The organism is Spirillospora sp. NBC_01491 (assembly GCF_036227065.1).
Lineage (GTDB): Bacteria > Actinomycetota > Actinomycetes > Streptosporangiales > Streptosporangiaceae > Spirillospora > Spirillospora xylanilytica.
This window is the reverse complement of sequence record NZ_CP109432.1, coordinates 1,866,459-1,889,295: the sequence shown is the minus strand read 5'-3', so window position 1 is coordinate 1,889,295 and position 22,837 is coordinate 1,866,459. Positions and strand designations below refer to the sequence as shown.

Below are 22,837 nucleotides of genomic sequence, written 5' to 3'. Positions count from 1 at the left end.
TCCACCCCTCCCCATTGGAGACGAACATGATGCGCAACAAGGCCGTCGCCTCGGTGGCCGTCGCCCTGGCGGCGTCGCTGGCGGCAGGGTGCGGCAGCACGACGGACACCGGCGGGGGCGGGAGCGGGGACGGCAAGGGGAACGGGGGCGGCAAGGTCGGCGTCGGCCTGCCGCTGCTCACCTCGCCCTTCTGGCAGTCCTACAACGACTACGTGCCGCGCAAGGCCAAGGAGCTCGGGGTCGACGCGCTGCCCACCGTCAACTCCAACTCCGACCCGACGCAGCAGATCACCGACATCAACAACCTGCTGAACCAGAACGTGAAGGGCCTGGTCGTCGCGCCGCTCGACAGCGCCGCGATCGTCGCCGGGCTGAACCAGGCCGAGCGCAAGGGCGTCCCGGTGGTCGCCGTCGACGTCGCCCCCGAGAAGGGCAGGGTCGCCATGGTGGTGCGCGCCGACAACCACGCCTACGGCGAGAAGGCGTGCAAGCACATCGGCGACAAGGTCGGGTCCGGCAAGGTCGTGCAGATCATGGGGGACCTCGCGTCGGTCAACGGCCGCGACCGCTCCGAGGCGTTCCGCGCCTGCATGAAGCGCGACTACCCGGGCGTGAAGGTGCTGGAGATCCCCGCCGAGTGGAAGGCCGACAAGGCCGCCAGCGGCCTCGACACCGTGCTGAACGGCAACCCCGACCTCAAGGGCATCTACATGCAGGCGGGCGGCGTCTACCTCGCGCCGACACTCCAGGCGCTGAAGAGCAAGGGCAAGCTCGTCAAGGCCGGCGACTCCAAGCACATCGTGGTCGTCTCCAACGACGGGATCCCGCAGGAGTTCGACGCGATCCGCAAGGGCGAGATCGACGCGACCGTGTCGCAGCCCGCCGACGCCTACGCCCAGTACGGGCTCTTCTACATCAAGGCCGCGATGGCGGGGAAGACGTTCCAGCCCGGCCGGACCGACCACGGCAGCGAGATCGTCAAGCTGCCGTCCGGGCTGCTGGAGGACCAGCTCCCCGCGCCGCTGGTGACCAAGGAGAACGTCGACGACGCGTCCCTGTGGGGAAACACGGTCAAGTGATGGCCGAGCTCGGGAGGCCGCCCGGCGAGCCCGTCCGCCCGCTGGTGGAGGCGGCCGGGGTGCGCAAGCGGTTCGGGCCGACGGTCGCGCTCGCCGATGCCCGCCTCACCGTCCTGCCGGGCGAGTCGCACGCCCTGGTCGGACGGAACGGCGCCGGGAAGTCGACGCTGGTGAACGTCCTGACCGGGGTGTTCCCGCCGGACGCGGGCCAGGTGCGGTTCGACGGCGCGCCCGCGCCGTCCCCGTCCGACCGGGACGGCTGGCGGGCGCGGGTCGCGTGCGTCTACCAGAAGTCCACGATCGTCCCGGACCTGACCGTCGCGGAGAACCTGTTCATCAACCGGCAGCCCGGCGTCCGCGGCGCCGCCGCGCGGTGGCCGCTCGGCCGCGGCCTGGTCGGCTGGAAGCGGATGCGCCGCGAGGCCGCCGAACTGCTCGCCGCCTGGAACGTGGACGTGCACCCCGACCTGCGCGCCGGGGACCTCGGCGTGGAGAGCCGCCAGCTCGTCGAGATCGCGCGGGCGCTGTCGTTCGGCGCCCGGTTCATCATCCTGGACGAGCCGACCGCGCAGCTCGACAGCACCGAGATCGAGCGGCTGTTCGCGCGGATGCGGGCGCTCCAGGAGTCGGGCGTGACGTTCCTGTTCATCTCGCACCACCTCCAGGAGGTGTACGAGGTGTGCCAGGCTGTCACCGTCTTCCGCGACGCCCGCTGGATCACCACCGCGCCCGTCGCGGATCTGCCCAGGGCCGCGCTGGTCGCCGCGATGACCGGCGAGGCCGAGGGGCTCGGCGCCCGGCCCGCGCGTCCGGGCGCCGGTCCCGGCGCCCCCGTCCGGCTGGAGGTGACCGGGCTGACCGGACCGGCCTACCGCGAGGTGAGCCTGCGGGTGCGGCGGGGCGAGGTCGTCGGGCTCGCCGGGTCGAGCGCCAGCGGCAAGGTCGAGCTGGCCGAGACCCTCGCCGGGCTGCGCCGTCCCGCCGCCGGCACCGCCACCCTGGACGGTGCGCCGCTGCCGCCCGGGGACGTGCGGGGCGCGCTGCGCGCGGGCGTCGGGCTCGTCCCGCGCGACCGGCACCGGCAGGGCCTGGTCCCCGGGCTGCCGGTCGGGGAGAACGCGGCGATGACCATCACCGACCGGCTCGGCCGGTTCGGGATCATCGCGCCGGGACGGCTGGCCGCGTTCGCCCGCGCGTCCATCCGCGACCTCGGCATCGTCGCCGCCGGGCCGGAGCAGCCGGTGTCGGACCTGTCCGGCGGTAACCAGCAGAAGGTCGTGATGGCCCGCGCCCTCGCGACCGGCCCCCGGCTGCTGGTGCTGGTCGACCCGACCGCCGGGGTGGACGTGAAGTCGAAGGAGGCGCTGCTCGCCGTCATCGACGAGGTCCGCGGCACCGGCACCGCCGTGGTCGTCGTCTCCGACGAGCTGGACGACCTCCGGCCGGCCGACCGGGTGCTGGTCTTCTTCCACGGCCGGATCGCCGCCGAGCACGCCGCGGGCTGGAGCGACCAGGACCTGGTCGCCTCGATCGAAGGGGTCACGACCGATGACTGATGTGCCGGTGGACGACCGGGCGGTCAAGGCGCCCGCCGCGCCGGGCCCCGCGCTACGGCGGCTCCGCGAGCTCGCCCTGGTGCCCGCGCTGGTCGCGCTGATCGTGCTCGGCGCCCTGGTCAACGACAGCTTCCTGACCGAGCGGAACCTGATCAGCATCCTCGGCGCGTCCGCCGCGCTCGCGCTGGTGGTGCTGGCCGAGTCGCTGATCCTGATCACCGGCAGGTTCGACCTGTCGCTGGAGTCGACGGTCGGGATCGCGCCCGCGCTCGGCGCGCTGCTGGTGATCCCGGCGTCCTCGGCCGGGTTCGGCACCGAGCTGCCGGTCGCGCTCGGGCTCCCCGCGATCGTGCTGGTCGGCGCGGCGGTCGGGGCGTTCAACGGGTTCCTGGTGGTGCGGCTGCGGCTCAACGCGTTCATCGTCACGCTGGCGATGCTCATCGTCCTGCGCGGGCTGCTGGTCGGCGCGACCGAGGGCAGGACGCTGTTCGACATGCCCGAGCCGTTCTTCGCGATCGCGACCACCACCTTCCTGCGGATCCCGCTGTCGGTGTGGGCCGCGGCGGCGGCGTTCGGCGCCGCCGGGTTCGTGCTGCGCCACCACCGGCTCGGCCGCGCCCTGTACGCGATCGGCGGCAACCCGGAGGCGGCCCGCGCGGCCGGCATCCGGGTCGAGCGGGTCACCTTCGCGGTGTTCGTCATCGGCGGGGTGCTCGCCGCGGTCGCCGGACTGGTGCTGACCGGCTACGTCGGCGCGATCAACGCCAACCAGGGCCAGAACATGATCTTCACGGTGATGGCGGCGGCGGTGATCGGCGGGATCGGGATGGACGGCGGCAAGGGCACGATGACCGGCGCGGTCACCGGCGTGCTGCTCCTCGGCGTGGTGCAGAACCTGCTGACGCTCGCGCAGGTCCCCTCGTTCTGGATCCAGGCGATCTACGGCGGCATCATCCTGGTCGCGCTGATGATCGCCCGGGTCACCTCCGGCAAGGCGCAGGACTGAACCGGCGGACGGGAGGGAGGCGGGGACATGCGCGTCGACGAGCGGCGGCGGCTCGGCGGCTCCGCGGTCGAGGTGACCGCCCTGTCGCTCGGCGGCGCGGCGCTCGGCGGGCTGTACGCCCCGGTGTCCGGCGCCGCGGCGGCGGCCACGGTGGCGCGGGCCCTGCGGCGCGGGCTGCACCACCTCGACACGGCACCGCACTACGGGGCCGGGACGTCCGAACGGCGGCTCGGCGCGGCGGTCCGCGCGGTCGCGGGGGAGGTGGTGGTCTCCACCAAGGCGGGACGGCTGCTGGTGCCGCGCGGCCCGGGGGAGCCGCCCGACGACGCGGGCTTCCCGGGCGAGCCGGAGTTCAGGCGGGTGTGGGACTTCAGCGCCGACGGCGTGCGCCGCTCGCTGTCGGAGTCGCTGGACCGGCTCGGCCTCGACCGGGTGGACGTCGTCTACCTGCACGATCCCGACGACCACGAGGAGCAGGTGTACGCCGAGGCGTACCCCGCGCTCGCGCGGCTCCGGGACGAGGGCGCGGTCGGCGCGATCGGCGCGGGGATGAACCAGGCGGCCATGCTGGCCCGGTTCGTCCGGCGGCTCGACCTCGACGTGGTGCTGTGCGCGGGCCGCTACACCCTCCTGGACCGCTCGGCCGAGGCGGACCTGCTGCCCGCCTGCCTGGAGCGCGGGACGTCGGTGGTGGCGGGCGGGGTCTTCAACTCGGGCCTGCTCGCCGGCGGCACGACCTACGACTACGCGCCCGCGCCGCCGCGCCTCCTCGCGGAGGCGGAACGGCTCCGCGCCGTCTGCGCCGGGCACGGGGTGCCGCTGCGCGCGGCGGCGGTGCAGTTCGCGGCCCGCCATCCGGCCGTGGCGAGCGTCCTCGTCGGCTGCCGGACGCCCGCCGAGGTCGACGACAACGCCGACTCCTTCGAGCGCGACATTCCCGGCGCGCTCTGGACGGAACTCGAAGCGGAGCCCGAAGCGGAGCCCGAAGGGGGCCGGCCATGAGGGTCGACGCGCATCACCATCTGTGGGACACCGGCGCCCGCGAGTACGGCTGGATGGACGGCGCGTGGGCCGACCCCGTCCGCGGGCGGTTCGACGCCGCCCGCTATGCGGAAGCGGCGCGGGATGTGACCGCCTCCGTCGTCGTCCAGGCGCTTCCGGACGCGGGGGAGACGCGCGACCTGCTGGACACCGCCCACACCGCACAGGCCGCCGGGCCGGTGCGTGCGGTCGTCGGCTGGGTCGACCTCACCGCGCCGGACGCCGCCGCGACCCTCGCGCGGCTGCTCGCGGCCCCGTCCGGACGGCACCTGGCGGGCATCCGGCATCTCGTCCAGGACGAGCCCGACCCGCGCTGGCTGCTGCGCGCGGACGTGGCGCGGGGCGTGCGCGCCGTCGGCGCCGCCGGGCTGGCCTACGACGTGCTGGTCCGTCCCGCGCAGGCGGAGGCCGCGCTCGAGTTCGCGCGGCGGCTGCCGGAGGTCCGCCTCGTGCTCGACCACGCCGGCAAGCCCGACATCGCGGGCGGCGCGTGGGAGCCCTGGGCGTCGTGGATCGAGGAGATGGCGGCACTACCCAACGTGACGGTGAAGCTCTCCGGCCTGGTGACCGAGGCCGCCCCGGGCTGGACGCCCGCCGACGTGCTGTCCTACGCGCGGCACGTGCTCGCCGCGTTCGGCCCCGGACGGACGATGTACGGCTCGGACTGGCCCGTCTGCACCCTCGCCGCCACCTACGGCCAGGTCGCGGCGCTGGCCGAGGAGGCGTGCGCCGACCTCGGCGAGGCCGCGCGCGCCCTGGTCTTCGGCGGCACGGCGCGGCGCGTGTACCGGCTGGACGGCTGACCCGCGCAGGCGCGCGAGCCGGCGGCAGCGCGAGTGCGCTGAGGCGGGTGTCAGCGCCGGGTGCCGTCGATCCACTCGGTGTAGTCGACGGCACCGGCGTACACCGCTGCGTGCACGGCCCGCGCGATGCGCGCGCCCCAGACCGAACGGGGACCAGCGAAGGGATCCGGCTCCGTCCCGCCGGGGACGGGCGCCGGGGCGGCGACGCAGATCGCGTCGGACGCGGTCCCGGTGCACGGGTAGCCCGCTTCCAGGAGCGCCTGCGTCTTGGCCTCCGTCGCCGTCATGACGGCGTTGACCAGGGCGGCGTCCTCCAGCGGCACCGGCAGCGAGACCACGATGTTGACCGTCCCCGGCCGGTGGACGCGCGGCGGGGGCGGCCCGTCCACCTGGAGCGGGACCAGTTCGGGATCGGGCGCCCCGGCGGGGGAGGACGCCCAGGTCGGGACGCGCAGCCCCACCGTCGCCGACACGGCCACGCCCTCGTCGGAGCCCCGGGCCGTGCGGGCGACGGACGCGGCGGTGAGCATCCCGACCCCCGGGCCGTCCAGCCCGTGCGACGCGGCCAGCTCGCGCAGGTGCGCCACCGGGTCGGTGCGCGCGTACGCCCCGGCGACCTGCGCGTTCAGCACCCAGGACGCCGCGCCGATGCCGCCGCCCAGCATCGCCGAGGAGATCGTCCGCAGGCCCGGACCGGCCCGCCACACCGACGAGGCCAGCCGGGCGCCGTCCTCCTCGCGCCACCGCAGCTCCAGCCTCACGGCCGCTCCGGGGACAGCACCGGGCGGCCGTCGGGCCCCGGCTCCACCCGCACCCGGGCGCCGAAGTGCTCGGCGACCGCCGCGCGGGTCAGCACCCCGGCGGGCGGCCCCGCCGCCGCGACCCGGCCGCCCGACAGCAGCACCAGGTCGTCGGCGTACTGCCCGGCCAGCGTCAGGTCGTGGATCGTGGTGACCACGGTCAGCCCGTCGGCCAGCCGGAGCTGGTCGACCAGCTCCAGCACCTGCTGCTGGTGGCCGATGTCGAGGGAGGTGGTCGGCTCGTCCAGCAGCAGCACCGAGGTCTGCTGCGCCAGCGCCCGCGCCAGCACCACCCGCTGCCGCTCGCCCCCCGACAGGTGCTCGAGCGGACGCCCCGCCAGCCCGGCCAGGTCGAGCCGGCCGAGGACGTCGGCGGCCACGGCCCGGTCGCGCGCGCCCTCGCGGCCGAGATGCGGGATGTACGGCGACCGGCCGAGCAGCGTGTAGTCGAACACCGTCATGCCGGCCGGGAGGCTCGGGCTCTGCGGCGCGTAGGCGACGATCCGGGCCCGCTCCCGCGGCTTGAGCGCCCCGAGGTCGGCGCCCGCGACCGTCACGCCGCCGCGCGAGGGCACCAGGCCGAGGACCGCGCGCAGCAGCGTGGACTTGCCCGTCCCGTTCGGCCCGATCACCGCCGTCCACGACCCGGCCGGGACCGTCAGCGACACCGCGCTCAGCACCGGCCGCCCGCCCAGCTCGACGTCGAGGTCCCGCACCCGGACCGTCACGGCTCCACCTGCCTGCGGGCGGCGCGCAGCACCACCACGAAGAAGGGCCCGCCGACGAACGCCGTCACCACGCCGAGCGGCAGCTCGCCGGGCGCGACCACCGTCCGCGCGACCAGATCGGCCAGCGTCAGGAACGCCGCGCCGCCGAGCAGCGACAGCGGCAGCACCACCCGGTAGGAGCCGCCCGCCAGCCGCCGCACCACGTGCGGCACCACGATCCCGACGAACCCGATCAGCCCGCTGACCGCCACCGCGCACGCGGTCGCCAGCGACGCCGCGACCAGCACCACCAGCCGCACCCGCGGCGCCGACAGCCCGAGCGAGGCCGCCTCCTCGTCGCCGACGCTCAGCACGTCCAGCAGCCGCCCGTGCGCCAGCAGCACCAGCGTGGAGACCAGCGCGTACGGGGCGACCATCGCGATCTGGTGCCAGTCGGCGGTGCCCACCCCGCCGAGGATCCAGGAGTAGATCCGCTGGAGGTCCTCCGCCTTGACCTGCTGGATGAACGTCTGCACCGCCGCCAGGAACGACGACACCGCGACGCCCGCGAGCACCAGCGTCGCCGCGCCGTTCCCGCGTCCGGCGGTACTGCCGAGCACGTACGCCAGGAGCACCCCGGCGATCGCCCCGACGAACGCCGCCAGCGGCACCCCGAACCCCGGGTCGCCCGGGATCAGCACGATCACCAGTGTCGCGCCGACGCCCGCGCCCGCCGCCGCGCCGAGCAGGTAGGGGTCGGCCAGCGGGTTGCGGAACACGCCCTGGTACCCGGCCCCGGCCATGGCGAGCATCCCGCCGACCAGCGCGCCCATCAGCACCCGCGGCAGCCGCAGCTCGAACAGCACGTTGCGCTCGACGACGCTGAGCCCCGAGTCGAGGTGCACGAACGGGACCCGGTCGGCCAGCGCCTTCAGCACCCCGGCGAGCGGCAGGTCGGCCGCGCCCACCAGCAGCCCGGCCACCATCACCACGAGCAGCACCGCCACCGCGCCGGCGAGCGGGGCGGGCCGCATCCGCGCCTGGACGAACCCGGGCCTCGCGGCCACACCGGCGCCGGGGCCGTCAGAACCCCCCGGCGCCGGGGGACCTGCGGGCCTCACCGACCGGCCGAGACCTTCTGCACCGCGTCGCCGATCGCCTTGACGAACTCGGGCAGCCGCGGGCCCCAGCGGGAGGCGATGTCGTCGTCGAGCTCGACGACGCCCTGCTTCTTCAGCGCCTTGAGGTCGGACCAGCCGGGGCGCTTGCCGAGCGCCGCGGTGTTCTGCCCGCAGCACTTGGTGTCGGACAGGAAGATCAGATCGGGGTCCTGCTTGAGGAGGTGCTCGCGGGAGAGCTGCGGGTAGCCGCCGGACGCCTTGTCGGCGTCGTCGGCGATGTTGCGCAGCCCGAACAGCCCGTACACCTGCCCGATGAACGTCTTGGACGTCACGGTGTGGAGCTGGTTGTCGAGCTCGTGGTAGTAGCTGAGCCCCTTGTCCTTGTCCTTGGCCGCCGCCGTGACCGTCGCCTGGACGGACGCCCGCATGTCGCCGGTGACCTTCGCGGCCTGCTCGGCGCGCCCGGTGGCCCGGCCCAGGTCGGTGATCTCGTCGTAGGCGTCGTCCAGCCCGGTCGCCGCCGGCTCCAGCAGGACCGGGATCTTCACCTTCTCCAGCGCCTTGACGATGCCGTCCATGTCGTCCGACAGCACCACCAGGTCGGGCTTGTAGCCGATGATCGCCTCGGCGTTCGGCTTGAAGCCCGACAGCTTGGTCTTGGGCGCGTTCGCCGGGTAGGTGGAGTACGCGTCGGCCGCCACGACCTGCGGGCCCGCGCCGATCGCGAACAGCGTCTCGGTGTGCGTCGGGGACAGCGACACGATCCGCTTCGGCGTCCCCTCGATGGTGACCGCGCCGTTGCCGGCCTGGACGGTCACCCGCGCGCCCTCGTTCCCGCCGGCGGACGGGGAGTCGTCGTCGCCTCCGCCACAACCGGCCGCCAGCATGACGAGCGCGATGGCCGCGCCCAGGGCACGTACGGATCTCACAGGGCCTCCATGGCTGCCGGGAAGCCGCGCCCGTACGTGACGGATCGCCCTTCCACGAGGTCGAGTGTCGTCAGGCGCGTGCGGAGGCGACCTGGCTCGGCCACTCGGGAGGGGGGTCCTCGGGAGGGGCATCACAGTTGCGGGACAGCGCCGGGATCACACCGGACTTCGCTCCATGACGCGCTTGAACTGCAACGTTATCAGCCGTCCCGTCCCGGTTCCGAGCCGTATGCCGGACACCGGGCCTGAGCAGCGGCGCGGCCCGGAAACGGGGCCGGCGTCGGGTCCGCGCGGACCGGTGCCGCGCGGACCGGTGCCGCGCGGGTCAGGGGCGCTGTACCGGGTCGGCCGCCGACCGGGCCCGGCCCTCCTCGAAGAAGCCGCGCAGCGCGCCCGCGTCGGGCAGGAGCCGCATCGGCCGGGTCGCGCCGAACGGGGCGTTCCAGAAGTCGCCCGCCCGCGCCTTCCAGGGGCCCACGTAGGCATAGGGCTCGGCCAGGTGGCCGTCGCCCGGCGAGACCCCGTAGTTGACCTCGTCCAGGGTGATCCCCAGGTCGAAGTGCTCGGGCCACAGCACGGGCCGCACCTGGCCCAGCCAGGTCAGGGCCGCGTCGCCCCGGACGAAGCACTCCTCGATGTACCCGGCGGCGCCCGCGTCCACGGTCGCGACGTCGCCGGGCCGCGCGCCGCCGCCCTCCTCGTAGAGGCCCTGGGGGGCGCCGGCCTCGACTCCGGCCGCCGCGCCGAGGGCCGCGAACGTCGCCCCGTCCAGGGGGATCCGGGCGCTGCCCGCGACGAGCACGGCCCCTTCCACCGCCAGGTCGGGCCGTTCGGTCGTGCAGAACCCTCCCGCCCGCACCGCCAGCCGGATCGTCCCGCTCTGCCGGTACTGGGGCCCCGCGAGCACCAGCTCCGCCACACCGTGCAACGCGCGGCGCGTCTCCACCAGATCGACGTCGTTCCCCATCGCCCCGTCCCTTCGTGGCCTCCGGTCGTGCACGGCTCCCTTTCCTGCACCCTGCCCGGCCGGCCGGGCACCGATCCTTCCACGTCCGGTGAATTCGGCCTGGATTTCGGGCGCCGGCGCGTGCCATCAGTCGGTGAGCCGCGCGGTCAGGGCCGTGCCGGACGGGGCGTCCTGCTCCGGCCGGTCAGCGAACGACCGGGCCACCGCGGCGAGCGCACCGGCCGTCCCGCCGTCGAGGCCGATGACGAAGCGGCGGCCGTCCCCTTCGGCGATCGGACCCGGGTCCGGGTAGGGGCGGACGGCGGCGCCCTCGCCCTCCAGGGCCCGGACGAGGTTCAGCATCCGGCCGTCCAGCCATCCCTCGCCTTCACCGGGTTCGCCCGCGCAGCGCAGGTCGAGCAGGAGGCGCCGCTGATGGACGCCCGGGTCCGGCGGCTCGCACAGCGCGTCCGGCCGTCCGCCGCTCAGCTCGCGGGCGCCGCGGCGCAGCTCGTCGCGGAGCACCTGGAGGGTCGAGCGGGTGAGCCCGCGCGCGGTGTTGAACGGCGGTGGCGTGGGGCTGTAGATCGCCCATACCGTGCGCGGGTCCTCGCGGGTGGGCGGCGGACCCACGGTGACGGGACGTCCGGCGGGCCACCGGCCGAACACATCGAAGAAATGGTGGAGCAGGGCGTCACCGGTGCGCGGAGCGGAGCGTCCGGCCGCGTCCTCGACCCGGTGCTCGACCGCGTCCCGGAGCGCGTAGGCGGCGAGGATCGCCCAGGTGTGGCCGCCGAGCAGCCCCCAGGACCCCTTGTCGAGCCGCCGGGCGCGGGCCCACCGCCGCACCCGCCGCAGCAGCTCCTGGTACGTCCCGATGTCGGCGTGCCCGGCGACGGAGCGGACCAGCGCATCGGAGTCGGTCACGCCGAGCGCTGCCCGGCGGGAGTCCTCGTCCAGCGCGGCCGACGCGTGCGCGGTCAGCTCGGGAAGGTCCTGCGGCAGCGGCAGATCCGGCCGCGCCGGGATCCCCGCGTACTGGAGGTCGACGTCGACGCCGTCGAACCGGCACCGCAGGACGCGGCCTCCGGGGCCCTCGACCTGGCGGGTCCGCACCCGGGCCGAGGCGGCGAGCCGTTCCCCGACCGCCGCGAGCACCTCCGCCGGTTCCCTCCCGTCCGGGCCCGCGCACACCAGGTCGAGGTCCGCGTCGGGCGCCGCGACGCCGAGGCGGGACGAGCCGGCGAGGTGGACATGGAGCCGCGGCCGTGCGGGAACCCCGGCGCACGCCTCGGCGAAGGCCGCCAGCGCCGCCGCGTGACGGGCCGAGGGCAGTCGCGACCACGAGGGCGTTCGCGCGGACGGGGGCGGCGGCCACGGGGGCGTCCCGCTCGGTCCTCCCGCGGCGAGCGGCACCGTCCGGCGGGACGCGAAGGGCTCGTCGCCGCGCCTGCTGATCAGGTGGACGGCGTCCACGGTGAACTCCACCGGGCCCATCAGGGCCCGCAGCTCGGCGATCCGCGCGGCCGTCGCCCGTCCCTCCAGCCGGGCGACCGTGAGATGCGGCGTGAAGGCCCTCCCCTCCTTCGCGGCGCAGCCGGGGAAGTACGGGGCGAGCCGCGCACGGAGATCCTCGAGGGCGCCCGGAGGGTCGCAGACGGGCTCGGCCCACACCGTCGTGCCGCTCCGGTGGTCGAAGCGGCGCAGCTCCGCGGCCCTGACCCGGAAGGCCCCCAGGCCCGCGACGGCCTCGGCGACCACGTCCGCCGCCGCGCCGAAGTGCTCCTCGCCGACGAAGCCGAAGAACAGGTTGAGGTGCGGCATCCAGCGGCGGTACGCGGGGTCGTGCGCCGCACGGACGGCCTGCACGCCCCCGCACGCCCCCTCGGGCGGCAGGACGGCCAGCGCACTGGTGTTCACCGCGGGCTCCGGGCACGGGACGGGCCCGGCGCGGCCCGCCGGGGCGCCGACCTCCACCAGCCCGGACACCCCGAAGTGGTCGGAGGCGTAACGCGGCCCTTCGCCCGGAGGGGGGACGTCCTCGAGAGCACGGTCGCCGAAGCGGCTCACCTCGACCGGCGTCATCCGGTCCGAGCGCACCAGGATCCGGTCGAGGCGGCGGGGCCGGCCGGTCGCCGACATCAGCGCCGCCAGCGGATTGACGCCCGGATCGAAGGTGAACCCGGGATCGTGCGGGTGGACCTCGCGCCAGGCGTCGGTGAGCCCGGCCTCGCGCAGGAGCGCGTCCTCGGCGCCGTCGCCGAAGTTCACGTCCGCGAGCACGACGGCGTCGGAGATCCCGCCGCCCGCCAGCCGTTCGCCGAGCACCCGGAGCTGCTCCGCGCGCCGGGCCCCGGCGTCGCGGGTCCGGTCGCTCGTCAGGTGCGCCGAGGCGAACGCCGCGACCCGCCCGTTCAGCACGACCCTTCCGAGCAGCATGTGCTTGTGCCGGGAGAAGTCGTGCCGCTCGATGAGGAGCGGCCAGCGAGAGAGCAGCATCTCGCCGTACGGGACGGCCGGGTCCGGCGCGGCCGACACGTGGAACCCGGCCCGGACCCACGGGGCCGCCAGCAGCGCCTCCCGCAGCCGGGGCGTGGCCTCGTGGAGCGCGACGACGTCCGCGCCGAGACCACCGAGAAGATCGACGCACGCGCCGATGCGCCGCTCGCCGTAGGTGCGGTGGGTCTCGTACACGTCCGCCAGGACGTTGTAGGTCACGACGTGCAGGGCATCGGCGATGACGTCGGCGATCCCGCCGGGCGCGGGCGTCCAGCGGCCGGTCGCGGCGTCGAACCGGGAGCACGGGAGGGACACCGGCGCCGGATGGGAAGCCCCCGCCCTGGGGGACGCCTTCGCCCTGAGGGGCGCCTCCGCCGGACGGGCCGCCGCAGCGCAGGCCCGGACGACGGCGTCCAGATCGGCCCCCGGCCCGTTCCCCGTCCCGAAGATGAGGTCGGTCTGTGTGCGCCGGTCCCAGACGACCAGGTCACCGGCCTTGATGTAGGCGACGCGGTGCCACGGCAGATCACCGCTCGCGGCGAACGCCGTCAGCGCGGACTCGCGCTCCCCATTGAAGCGGTCCTCGTACCCGACGCTGAATCCGGCCGCGTCCAGGAGCCCGTCGAAGCGGATGCGCGCGATCACGTCCTGCACCGGCCGCAGACCGTGAGATTCGGTCCGACCCCTGCCCACAAGTCCTCCGCTGCCATGCCAGACCCGGATCTGTCCCCCGGAACCTCGCACGTCACCCCTGGGCCGGGCAAACACATTTCCCGCCCCCGCCGGTCTGGTCGCTTGCGCGCCCATCGACCGGCGGTGCGCTCAGCTCAGCCTGTCCCGGAGGACGGGGACGCCCTCACCCTCCAGATCGGCGAGCGCCACCGTCCGGCCCGTGATGACCATCATCAGCGCCTCGGCGGGACCGCGCACGGCGGGCCCCGACCCGTACGACCAGTCGAGATCGGCCGCCGCCCAGGCGAGGCCGCCCACCGCGCCCTTGACCGCGAACCCCACCGTCCTCTGCTCGGTCAGGAACCGCAGGACGGCGGTGATGTCCTCCTTGGCGAACCTGCGGCTCAGCCCGAGCGGGCGCCTGATGTCCTGGCTGTGAATCAGGAGGTCCGCCAGGGGCCCCTCCGGCCGGCGCAGCGGAGCCCGGTACCCGGCCCGCCGCCGCAACGTGGCGGCGAGATCGTCGATCGGCCGGGCCGCGATCTGGGCCGTGACCCTGCGGCTGGCCTTGTGCATGTCGCCGCCGCAGGTGACGACCGTCCAGGTGAACGACGGCAGGCTCACGTCGAGGGCGGCCACCAGATGCGCGGCGACGTCCCGCACCGTCCACGCCTCGCACAGGCTCCGCGTGGCGAGCTGCTCAGGGGTCAGCGCCTCCAGCAGGTCGGCCAGGGCCCGCCGCTCGCCGGCGACCGCGTCCCACAGTTCCACGGGCGAACCCCTCACTCGCCGCGCGAGCGGCGGCGTCCGACGTCACGACGCGGTGCGCACCGCGGACGTCCGCGGCACCCGCGCACCTCCCGATGATCGCAGAACGCGGGCGCCACGAAGATCATTCCCGCGGTCAGGCTTCCTCGTCCTCGGCGGCGGAAGGTTTTTCCTCTTCGCATCGCTTGATCTTCGGATCGGCCTTCAGCGTGCTCGTCTGGAGCTCGCAGTCGGCCTTCGTGCGGACGTCCCGGAAATTCTGCCGGAACTGGTCGTGGAGCCCCGCATCGTTGATCTTGAGGGTGGTCTCGTCGTTCTGCCGGAGCGATGAGGGGTTCATGTTGTGCGTGCCGGTGAAGACGATCTTCTGGTTGATCGCGCCGTTGTAGACGCCGTCGATGAGCATGTTCTTCTCGTGCACCCCCTTGCCGGCCTTCGTGAACAGGCGAATCTCGGGACCGTGGTAGCCGCCCGCGGGCTTCAGCAATTCCGCCCGCGAAGTGTCCTCGATACTGTCGGCGACGATGTCGACATAGCAGCCCTGGCTGTCCAGTTCCCACAGCTTCTTCGCCACGGCGGGACGGTTGATGCTCCACATCGAGATACGGATGATCGTGCGGTGGTTGTCGGAGGTGCCGCCCTGGGTGCTGCCGAAGCATTTGACGTAGTTGAGGTAATTGACGACGGTGTCGCCGGTCGCCCGGGGATGGAAGTAGGTCTTGATGTTGCCGTGCGCCTTCGGCGTGCGCACGTTGTAGTAGTCGTTGCTCTTCTTCATCGCGGCCAGGTCATTGAAGTAGCCGCCGTACTCGGCATAGAGGCCGGTGTTCCCGGCGACGGCGTACGTGCTGTTCCAGCCCGCCAGGCCGCCGACGGTCGTGGCCTGGTTGGCGGTCGACTGCACCACCACGTCGCGAAGGCCGCTGGTCTCGGAGAACAGGAAGAACTTGTTGTGGTTGAACGGCGTCCCGGCCGTGCCGATGCAGGCCTTGCCCTCGGTGCACGTCATGAGCCACGACGGCTTGCTCTTGTCCTTGCCGAGTGTCTTGGCGAGCAGGCGGAACGACTCGTAACCACCCTCTTCTGGAGTCGTGTTGTTGAGGCTGTCCGCGACGACCTTCACCTTGACGCCGCGATGCGCCGCGGCGAGGAGAGCGTCGGGGACCTCGTTGGTCCTGAGCTGGTACGCCGAGACCCGGATCTCCGAACCCACCGCGGCGCCACCGATGAGATCGAGCAGGTGCTGGACGAGTCGGTTCCTCTCGGCGGGCGGTCCGTCCGGATTACTGAAGAACGCCCCCATGAGCGCGTTCTGCCGTCCACCGGCCTGCTGTGCCGCCCCGACCGGCTCGGTGACGTTTCCGTTGACGGCGACGGCCACGGCGGCGGAGGCCGCGACCGCCGCGACCGCGGCCGTGCCCAGAATGGGTCTTCTCATTCGGGAACTCCCCAGTGCGGACGCCTGCGGGCGACGTTGATGGAATGACGGGAGTCACCGTAGGGCGGTGCGTTATCGATTCAATATCAACGGCGGTCCCCGGCCTCGGGACGGGGCGACGGTTTTCGAGGCGCCGCGAGAGTTATCCACAGTTCGTCGGCCCCCTTCCGGCGGGCCCGCCGGGCGGGCAGGAGCTGGACGCGGGTCACCGTGGTCGACGTGGGCTTCCCCCGGCCGCAGACCCAGGTCCCGGCGATGGGCCCGCGCGGCGAACGGCTGTACGTCGACCTCGGATACGAGGCGTTCCGGGTGGGCCTGGAGTACGACGGCGAGCGGCACCACACCGGCCGCGCGAACCGGGCCCGCGACGAACGCCGCCGCCGCTGGCTCGCCACCGAGATGGGCTGGGAGATCATTCCCGTCACCAAGGACTTCCTGGCCCGTCCGGTCCCGTACCTGGAGGCCCTGCTCACCGCGCTCCTCCAGCGCGGCTGGAACCCCGACGGCACCACGATGGACCACATTGCCACCCGGCTGTCCCGGCGCCGCCGATGACCGTCCACCGCTTAGGGCCTGCTCACAGTGCCTCAGCCGTCGCGCGAGCGCGATACCCGCACGGTGGGGCGATGCCGGAGGCGAGCCTCAGCGGGCGGATCGCGAAGCGATGCCGTGCTCGCCAAGGCCCGGTAAGGCACGAGCCGCCAGGCGAGCGCCGCAGGCCGGGACTTTTGAAACGCACCCTAGTCCTTGAGGACGCGGTAGCGGAGGTGGGTGACGCCCTCCGATCCGATGGTCCTGGTCTGCTCCAGCCGTACCGGGTCGGGACCGAGGTGGTCGAAGAGGCGCACGCCCGAGCCGAGGAGGAGGGGGACGACGTTGAGGTGGATCTCGTCGAGCCGCCCGGCGCGGAGCACCTGCTGGACGACGTCCGCCGAGCACACCGACACCTTCCGGTCGCCGGCCGCCTCCAGCGCCAGGTCGAGGGCCCGGCCGGTGCCGGCGGTCACGAACGAGACGCGCGGGCTCCACTCGCCCTCCGGCGGCGCCCGGTGGGTGACGACGAAGATCGGCACGTCGATCGGGTGGCCGTCCTTCCAGCCGCCGGCGATGTCGAACGTGCGCCGGCCGCTGACCAGGGCGCCGCAGTCGTCCGTCCACTCGTCGATCACCACCTTGCTCGCGTCCGGCGGCGTGAACCCGCTCTCGGTGCGGTTGGCCTCCGGGCCGGCGTTCATCCAGGGGAACAGCAGCTCCCCACCCCGGCCGAGGGGGAGGCCGGGGCCGTCGCCGCCGCCGGCGACGAATCCGTCCAGCGACACGGTGAGATCGACAATGACGTTGCCCATGCCCGGCTCCTCTGCTCGTTCCGTTCGTCGTGGTGCCGACCCGCGGCCGGGCCGGAACTCATCGGCCGCTACGGGAGCAGGTCCTGGGCGATGACCGCGGCGTCCAGCAGGCGCGCCCCGCCCGGGACGCCGGGGTCGAGGCCGGTCAGGGCGGCCACCTTGCGCAGCCGGTAGTCCAGCGTGTTGCGGTGGACGTGCAGGTCCTTGGCCGTCCGGCTGCGGTTGTGGCCGTGCCGCACGAACGCCCGCAGGGTGTCCATCAGCTCGGGCCGCTCGGCGAGCCGGTCGAGCTTGGCGGCGAGCACGGCGAGGCCGGGGCCGGGGCGGGCGAGCTGGTACTCCAGCACCACGTCCTCGAACCGGTACAGCCCGGGGGGACGGCCGAGCCGCCGCACGATGTCCATCACCCGGCCGGCCTCGGCGGCGCCGGCCGCGACCGCGCCGTGGTCCTCGGCGACCGCCGCGGCGGCGACCAGCGGCCGTCCGACGGCCTCGCCGAGCCGGGCCAGCAGGTCCGGGAGGCCGGCCATGTCGAGGCCGGTCGAGCCGGGGGCGGACGGCAGCAGCACCGTGCCGCCGGTGGCGTCCAGGGCGGTGAGGACCTTGGTGCCGGTGAGCCCGTCCAGCGCCGACTGCAACCGGCGGGCCGTCCCGCCCGGCACCGGGGGGCCGTCCGGCCGGACGACCACCACCAGGTGGGACGGGGCGAGCGGGACCCCGGCCGCCTCGGCCAGGGCGAGCGCGGGCCGGCCCGCGAGCAGCGCGTCGACCAGCGCGCGGTGCGCCTCCCGCGCCTCCGCCTGGCCGCGCTGCTGTTCCTCCAGGTGCGCGAGCGCGACCGCGGGGATCATGTGCCGGATATGGCGGAGCAGGGCGTCACCGGCCGCGTCGAGCCCGGCGGCGTCGCCGGCCGTGGTCTCGGCGAGCGCCCGCCACAGCACCTCGGCGCCGACCAGGTGGGCGGCGAGCGCGGCCTCCAGCGGGACCCGCTCCGCCGCCCGGCGCGCCGACCACGCCACGACCTCGGTGACCTCCCCGGCCCCCGGCCCGTGCCCCGGCCGCAGCATCCGCAGGAAGAACAGCACGCTCGCCTCGACCGAGCGCCGGACCTCGCCCTCGATGACCTCCTCGGGAAGCCGCCCGTAGAAGGGGACCTCGGCCGCGCACCGCCGCAGCACCGCGTCGGTGATCTCCGGGAGCCGTCCGGCGATCCGCGCGTGCAGACCGTCCCGTGCCGGTGTCATGCCGGGATCGTGACATTGCACAACGCCGGACGGCAAACGTTGCGGCGATTGCGGACAGACCGGCCGCCCGGCGTCGTCCAGGATGTGCGATCAGACGATGCCGGGCGTGCGCCCGCACACCTCCGCGTCGCCGCTTCCGAAGGAGACCGGCCATGCCCCGAAGTCCCGCCAGACGCCTCCTGCTCGCGTTCGCGACGTTCCTGTCGGCCGTCGCGCTCGCCCTGCCCGCCACCGCTCCGCCCGCGTCCGCCGGAACCGGCTTCCCGCCGGTGGACGGCGCCTGGTCGAGCCCCGGCCCGTACGCGGTGGCGGTGAAGGTCGAGGCCGTCACGACGTTCTACTACCCGCGCGACATCGGCCAGAGCGCGCTGCGCCATCCCGTGATCATCTGGGGGAACGGGTCGTTCGCCTTCCCGGTCGTCTACCGCGACCTGCTGATCCACTGGGCGAGCCACGGGTTCGTCGTGGCCGCGTCCAACTCGACGCAGGCCGACACGGGCCTGTCCATGCGGGCGGGCATCGACCGGCTGGCCCGGCTCGACGGCGACGCGGGCAGCCCGTTCCACGGCCGCATCGACCTGGCGCACGTCGGCGCGAGCGGGCACTCCCAGGGCGCGGCCGGCGCGATCAACGCCGCCGCCGATCCGCGCGTGGACGCCATCGCCCCGATCCAGCCCGGACCGCTCGCCACCACGTCCGGCCTGCACGGGCCCGCGCTGTTCCTCGCCGGGCAGCGGGACTCCATCGTCTGGCCCGCGCTCGTCCGCGCGTTCTACGACTCCGCGGGCCGGGTCCCCGCGGTGTACGCGGAGCTGAAGGGCGCCGACCACTTCACCACCGTCGGCGACGGCGGCGGGTTCCGCGGCGTCACCACCGCGTGGTTCCGCTTCCACCTGATGGGCGACGAGCAGGCGCGCGGCGAGTTCTTCGGCCCGAGCTGCGCGGTCTGCACCGGTTCCGCCTGGTCGGACGTCCGCCGCAACGCCGAGGCGCTCCAGATCCCCGCCTCCTGACCGGCGCCGCCGGGCCCCGCGCGAGGGCGGGCCCGGCGGCCTCCGCCTGGGCGGTGCTAGGGCCTGTCCGGTGGATCTTTGTGTTCGGCTGTGGGTGATCTCGGGTGTGGTCTTTGATGATGTGTCATGGTGCGTCGTCATGAGTTGACCGATGCCGCCTGGCGGCGGATCGAACCTCTTCTGCCTGTTCGGGCTGGCCGGGGTGGCCGGTGGCTGGACCATCGGAGGGTGTTGGACGGGATCTTGTGGAAGCTGGCCACCGGTGCCCCGTGGCGGGATCTGCCCGAGCGGTACGGCAACTGGAAGACCGTTTATGAGCGTTATCGGCGGTGGGCCGCCGATGGCACCTTCGACCGGATCCTGGCGCATGTACAGGTCCATGATGACGCCGTCGGGCGGATCGACTGGAGTGTCAGCGTCGACTCGACCATCGTGCGGGCCCACCAGCACGCCACTGGTGCCCGCAAAAAGGGGCACTCGGCCGGACAAACCGGTCGGCCGATGGAGTGGGGCAGGCTCTTGGACGGTCCCGAGGCGGGCTGACCACCAAGATCCACCTGGCCGTCGACGGCCGTGGCCTGCCGCTGTCGATCGTGCTCACCGCCGGGAACATCAACGACTGCACTGCCTTCCCGCACGTCCTGGCGGCGATACGGGTATCGCGGCCCGGCCCGGGCCGTCCGCGGTGCCGGCCCGACCGGGTCATCGCGGACAAGGCCTACAGCTCGGCCGCGATCCGCCGGTCGCTACGCGACCGCGGGATCGGCACCACCATCCCCGAACGCGCCGACCAGAAGGCCGGACGCGCCCGCCGCGGAACCCTCGGCGGACGCCCACCGGCCTTCGACCCCGCCGTCTACCGGCGCCGCAACGTCGTCGAACGCTGCATCGGCCGACTCAAGCAATGGCGCGGCATCGCCACCCGCTACGACAAACTCGCCCGCAACTATCAAGCCGCGATCACCCTGGTCACAGCCCTGCTATGGATCAACACATGATCCACCGGACAGGCCCTAGCCGACGTCGGTGGAGTACGCCACGTCCTTCTGGGCCTCGACGGCCGCGAGGCGCTCGACCATCGCGGCGTGCACCAGGGCGTAGGCGTCCGAGCCCAGCAGCAGCCGCCGGGGCGGATCGGCGGCCTCGGCGACGTCGATCATCGCCGCGACCACCTTCGCCTGGTCCCCGGGCATGTCCTCCAGCGGGATGGTGCGGATCATGCCGGGCTCGACCAGCGTGGTGCGGACGCCGAACGGCTCGACCTCCCGGGCGAACGCCTCGAAGAACCCCTCGACCCCCGCCCGCACCAGCCGCCGGGTCGCGCTCACCGCCGCCGGTGAGGCGTCCCTGCCCGAGGCCCGGCGCGTCCTGGACGCCGCCGGGCACGCCCTCGAGGTCGGCCGCCGCGCCGCGCACGGGCACGCCGGAGAGGTCAGGGTCGGGTACGCCGAGGACATCGGCCCGCGGCTGTTCCAGCTCGCGGTGCCCCGGGCGCCGTCCGTCCGGGTGCTGCCCCGGCCGATGACCACGCCCGACCAGCTCGCCGCCCTCGCCGAGCACCGGCTCGACCTCGCCTTCGGCTGGGAGCCCGACCAGGCCCCCGGCCTCGCGGTCCTGCCGGTCGCCCGCGAGCCGCTGGTGGCCACGCTCGCGGCCGGCCATCCGCTCGCCGCCGGGGCCGCCGTCGACCCGGCCCGCCTGTCGCGCCGGCCGCTCGTCCTGATCCCGAGGGACGGCCTCGTATGGCGGCGGGGCGACGCCGGCGACGCGGTCGCCGCCCTGGTCGCCGTGGTCCGCGAGCTCCGCGACACCGGCGCGTTCGCGCCCCCCGGTCTGGAACCCTGATCCCGGACGGGGGCTTCGCCGGCCGAGACCCGTCCGGTCGGCGCCGGGGGGAACAAGGGGCGGCGGCGGGCCGTTGGCACCGGTGAGGGCGCGAGCCGCCCTCCCGGACGAGGAGTACGCGCCGTACCCGGCAAGCCAAGACGACGCGTGACGTTGTCGTCTCGTCCCGTCCGGGAGTGTGCACCATGGCATGGATCCTCGTCGTCGTCGCCGGCCTCTTCGAGGTCGCAATGGCCCTCTGTCTCAAGGCCAGCAAGGGCTTCTCCGAGCCGCTGCCCGCGGTCGGCTTCCTGGCCTTCGCCGCCATCAGCTTCGGCCTGCTCAACTTCGCCCTCAAGACCCTGGACGTCGGCACCGCGTACGCGGTGTGGGTCGGCATCGGCGCGGTCGGCACCGCCGCGCTCGGCATGCTGCTGATGGGCGACCAGGTCTCCGCCCTCAAGATCGGCGCCCTCGCGCTCATCATCGTCGGCGTCGTCGGCCTCAACCTCGCCGGCGGCGGCGCGCACTGAGGCGCCCCTCCCTGACCCGGCGGATGCGGGTCGCCGGCGCGGCCGTGCCGGCCGTCCCTCCCGATCGGACTTGCAGAATTATGTTCTAGGGCACCAGAATAATGTTCTGTGAGCGAGGCGGGGCGGGACCGGATCCTGCGGGCGGCCCTGGAGCTGTTCGGGCGGGACGGGGTGGCGGGCACGACCCTGAGCCGGCTGCGTGCGGCGAGCGGGGTCAGTGTCGGCAGCTTCTACCACCACTTTGCGGGCAAGGAACAGGTCGCGGGGGCGCTGTTCCTTGACTGCATCTCCCTGTACCAGGACGCGTTCGTCGTGGAGTTGCGGAGGCATGAGAGCGCCCGCGAGGGAGTGACCGCGATGGTCGCCTTTCACGTGCGGTGGTGCGTGCAGAACCCCGACCGGGCGCGGTTCCTGTTCACCGAGAGGCAGCCTCTGGGCGCCGAGCTGAAGACGCGCAACCGGGCGTTCTTCGGCGAGGTGCTCGGCTGGTGGCGGGTCCACGTCCACCACGGGGCGCTGCCCGAGCTGGACCGCGTCACCTCGCTCGTGCTGTGGCTCGGACCGGCGCACGAGCTGTGCCGGCTCTGGCTGAACGGCGAGATCCCGCTCCCCGGGGACGAACAGATCGGCACGTTGAGCGAGGCCGCATGGCGGTCGCTAGGAGGATCACAATGATCATCGACGCTTGGATGCAGCACGGCACGGTGCGGTTCCTGAACCACGAGATGCTCGACTCGCTCTGGCGGTGGACGGGGCAGGAGCCGCCGAAGGAGGAGGTCCCGGTCGAGGTGACGGTGGCCGCGATGGACGCGGGGAACATCGACGTCGGCCTGATCAGCGCCTGGTACGGCCCGGAGGGCGCGCTGGTGAGCAACGACGAGGTGGCCGCGTCCGTCGCGGCGGCGCCGGGGCGGCTGCGCGGGGTCGCGTCGGTCGACCTGCGCAAGCCGATGGAGGCGGTGCGGGAGCTGCGGCGGTGCGTGACCGAGCTGGGCTTCGTGGGGCTGCGGGTCGTGCCGTGGCTGTGGGAGCTGCCGCCGACCGACCGGCGCTACTACCCGCTGTACGCCGAGTGCGTCGAGCTCGGCGTCCCGTTCTGCACGCAGGTCGGGCACACCGGGCCGCTGCGGCCGAGCGAGACGGGCCGGCCGATCCCGTACGTTGACCAGGTGGCGCTGGACTTCCCCGACCTGGTCATCGTCGGCGGCCACATCGGCTACCCGTGGACCGAGGAGATGATCGCGGTCTGCCGCAAGCACCCCAACGTCTACATCGACACCTCCGCGTACACGGTGCGGCGCTACCCGCCCGAGCTGGTCGCGTACATGAAGCAGGACCGGCGGCACAAGGTCATGTTCGGCACCAACCACCCGATGATCAGCGCGGACCGTGCCCTGAAGGGCCTGCCCGAGCTGGGGCTGGACGACGCGGCCCGGGAGGCGTTCCTGTCCGGCAACGCCAGGCGGGTCTTCTTCGCCGGGTCCGGCATCGGGTAGCGGATTGGCGTCCAGT

General features: G+C 74.0%; 23 protein-coding genes and 1 riboswitch. Of the genes, 12 read left to right on the top strand and 11 right to left on the bottom strand.

Going from position 1 to position 22,837, the window contains the following annotated elements:
* The first annotated feature begins 26 nt into the window (after positions 1-26).
* Genes OHA34_RS09235 through OHA34_RS09215 form a run of 5 tightly spaced genes read left to right on the top strand, consistent with a single transcriptional unit; the run spans position 27 to position 5,485 of the window.
* The gene (locus OHA34_RS09235) at positions 27-1,079 is read left to right on the top strand and encodes a sugar ABC transporter substrate-binding protein (RefSeq protein ID WP_285940671.1); all 1,053 of its coding nucleotides are present in this window, start codon (positions 27-29) and stop codon (positions 1,077-1,079) included.
* On the top strand, positions 1,079-2,635 hold the full coding sequence (locus OHA34_RS09230; RefSeq protein WP_329521342.1) for a sugar ABC transporter ATP-binding protein: 1,557 nt from the start codon (positions 1,079-1,081) through the stop codon (positions 2,633-2,635). Before OHA34_RS09235 ends, OHA34_RS09230 begins: the two co-directional genes overlap by 1 nt.
* Positions 2,628-3,641 (top strand): ABC transporter permease, encoded by a 1,014-nt coding sequence (locus OHA34_RS09225; protein WP_285940669.1) that lies wholly within the window; start codon positions 2,628-2,630, stop codon positions 3,639-3,641. The genes OHA34_RS09230 and OHA34_RS09225 overlap by 8 nt, the downstream gene beginning before the upstream one ends.
* Before the next feature lie 27 nt (positions 3,642-3,668).
* Positions 3,669-4,643, top strand: coding sequence for an aldo/keto reductase (locus OHA34_RS09220; protein WP_329521341.1), 975 nt, complete (start codon positions 3,669-3,671; stop codon positions 4,641-4,643).
* Complete coding sequence (locus tag OHA34_RS09215; RefSeq protein WP_329521340.1) at positions 4,640-5,485, top strand: amidohydrolase family protein; 846 nt, start codon at positions 4,640-4,642, stop codon at positions 5,483-5,485. Before OHA34_RS09220 ends, OHA34_RS09215 begins: the two co-directional genes overlap by 4 nt.
* Before the next feature lie 50 nt (positions 5,486-5,535).
* Here OHA34_RS09215 and OHA34_RS09210 read toward each other — a convergent pair whose 3' ends face one another.
* The 8 genes from OHA34_RS09210 to OHA34_RS09175 form a co-directional block, all read right to left on the bottom strand.
* Positions 5,536-6,240 carry an adenosylcobinamide amidohydrolase gene (locus OHA34_RS09210; RefSeq protein WP_285941382.1) on the bottom strand — a complete coding sequence of 235 codons (705 nt, stop codon included), beginning with the start codon at positions 6,238-6,240 and terminating at the stop codon, positions 5,536-5,538.
* Between the two features lie 2 nt (positions 6,241-6,242).
* The gene (locus OHA34_RS09205) at positions 6,243-7,013 is read right to left on the bottom strand and encodes an ABC transporter ATP-binding protein (protein WP_285940666.1); all 771 of its coding nucleotides are present in this window, start codon (positions 7,011-7,013) and stop codon (positions 6,243-6,245) included.
* Entirely contained in the window at positions 7,010-8,026 is a 1,017-nt protein-coding gene (locus OHA34_RS09200) for a FecCD family ABC transporter permease (RefSeq protein ID WP_285941381.1), read from the bottom strand. Before OHA34_RS09200 ends, OHA34_RS09205 begins: the two co-directional genes overlap by 4 nt.
* An 83-nt stretch (positions 8,027-8,109) precedes the next feature.
* Complete coding sequence (locus tag OHA34_RS09195; RefSeq protein ID WP_285940665.1) at positions 8,110-9,042, bottom strand: ABC transporter substrate-binding protein; 933 nt, start codon at positions 9,040-9,042, stop codon at positions 8,110-8,112.
* A 325-nt stretch (positions 9,043-9,367) separates the two neighbouring features.
* Positions 9,368-10,009: a hypothetical protein gene (locus OHA34_RS09190; protein ID WP_329521339.1), complete on the bottom strand. Its 642-nt coding sequence runs from the start codon at positions 10,007-10,009 to the stop codon at positions 9,368-9,370.
* A 126-nt stretch (positions 10,010-10,135) separates the two neighbouring features.
* Positions 10,136-13,294 (bottom strand): RNA repair domain-containing protein, encoded by a 3,159-nt coding sequence (locus OHA34_RS09185; RefSeq protein WP_329521338.1) that lies wholly within the window; start codon positions 13,292-13,294, stop codon positions 10,136-10,138.
* Positions 13,295-13,309: 15 nt separating this feature from the next.
* Complete coding sequence (locus tag OHA34_RS09180) at positions 13,310-13,930, bottom strand: maleylpyruvate isomerase family mycothiol-dependent enzyme (protein ID WP_285940662.1); 621 nt, start codon at positions 13,928-13,930, stop codon at positions 13,310-13,312.
* A gap of 133 nt (positions 13,931-14,063) precedes the next feature.
* Entirely contained in the window at positions 14,064-15,308 is a 1,245-nt protein-coding gene (locus tag OHA34_RS09175) for a phospholipase D-like domain-containing protein (RefSeq protein ID WP_329521337.1), read from the bottom strand.
* 276 nt (positions 15,309-15,584) lie between these two features.
* Between OHA34_RS09175 and OHA34_RS09170 the strand changes: the two genes are divergently transcribed.
* On the top strand, positions 15,585-15,920 hold the full coding sequence (locus tag OHA34_RS09170) for a hypothetical protein (RefSeq protein ID WP_285940660.1): 336 nt from the start codon (positions 15,585-15,587) through the stop codon (positions 15,918-15,920).
* Positions 15,921-16,105: 185 nt separating this feature from the next.
* Here OHA34_RS09170 and OHA34_RS09165 read toward each other — a convergent pair whose 3' ends face one another.
* Together OHA34_RS09165 and OHA34_RS09160 are read right to left on the bottom strand one after the other, a co-directional pair.
* On the bottom strand, positions 16,106-16,711 hold the full coding sequence (locus tag OHA34_RS09165; RefSeq protein WP_285940659.1) for a dihydrofolate reductase family protein: 606 nt from the start codon (positions 16,709-16,711) through the stop codon (positions 16,106-16,108).
* Between the two features lie 68 nt (positions 16,712-16,779).
* Positions 16,780-17,955: a PucR family transcriptional regulator gene (locus OHA34_RS09160; RefSeq protein WP_285940658.1), complete on the bottom strand. Its 1,176-nt coding sequence runs from the start codon at positions 17,953-17,955 to the stop codon at positions 16,780-16,782.
* A gap of 152 nt (positions 17,956-18,107) precedes the next feature.
* On the opposite strand from OHA34_RS09160, the gene OHA34_RS09155 reads away from it, so the two are divergent.
* On the top strand, positions 18,108-18,968 hold the full coding sequence (locus tag OHA34_RS09155; protein WP_329521336.1) for a poly(ethylene terephthalate) hydrolase family protein: 861 nt from the start codon (positions 18,108-18,110) through the stop codon (positions 18,966-18,968).
* 129 nt (positions 18,969-19,097) lie between these two features.
* Positions 19,098-19,966 (top strand): IS5 family transposase gene (locus OHA34_RS09150; RefSeq protein ID WP_443029646.1). Its coding sequence is split into 2 segments (ribosomal slippage): positions 19,098-19,460 and positions 19,463-19,966, totalling 867 coding nucleotides; the frame shifts between segments, so codons are not numbered across the junction.
* A 15-nt stretch (positions 19,967-19,981) separates the two neighbouring features.
* On the opposite strand, the gene OHA34_RS09145 is transcribed toward OHA34_RS09150, so the two are convergent.
* Positions 19,982-20,188 carry a hypothetical protein gene (locus OHA34_RS09145; RefSeq protein WP_329521335.1) on the bottom strand — a complete coding sequence of 69 codons (207 nt, stop codon included), beginning with the start codon at positions 20,186-20,188 and terminating at the stop codon, positions 19,982-19,984.
* On the opposite strand from OHA34_RS09145, the gene OHA34_RS09140 reads away from it, so the two are divergent.
* The 4 genes from OHA34_RS09140 to OHA34_RS09125 all read left to right on the top strand — a co-directional run bounded on the left by OHA34_RS09140 (position 20,187) and on the right by OHA34_RS09125 (position 22,821).
* On the top strand, positions 20,187-20,813 hold the full coding sequence (locus tag OHA34_RS09140) for a LysR family transcriptional regulator (protein ID WP_329521334.1): 627 nt from the start codon (positions 20,187-20,189) through the stop codon (positions 20,811-20,813). The two genes, OHA34_RS09145 and OHA34_RS09140, sit on opposite strands and share 2 nt — an antisense overlap.
* An 81-nt stretch (positions 20,814-20,894) precedes the next feature.
* Positions 20,895-20,963: riboswitch (guanidine-III (ykkC-III) riboswitch) on the top strand.
* A gap of 35 nt (positions 20,964-20,998) precedes the next feature.
* Positions 20,999-21,325 carry a DMT family transporter gene (locus OHA34_RS09135; RefSeq protein WP_285940654.1) on the top strand — a complete coding sequence of 109 codons (327 nt, stop codon included), beginning with the start codon at positions 20,999-21,001 and terminating at the stop codon, positions 21,323-21,325.
* A 108-nt stretch (positions 21,326-21,433) separates the two neighbouring features.
* Positions 21,434-22,000 carry a TetR/AcrR family transcriptional regulator gene (locus tag OHA34_RS09130; RefSeq protein WP_285940653.1) on the top strand — a complete coding sequence of 189 codons (567 nt, stop codon included), beginning with the start codon at positions 21,434-21,436 and terminating at the stop codon, positions 21,998-22,000.
* Entirely contained in the window at positions 21,997-22,821 is an 825-nt protein-coding gene (locus OHA34_RS09125) for an amidohydrolase family protein (protein WP_329521333.1), read from the top strand. The genes OHA34_RS09130 and OHA34_RS09125 overlap by 4 nt, the downstream gene beginning before the upstream one ends.
* Positions 22,822-22,837 lie beyond the last annotated feature (16 nt).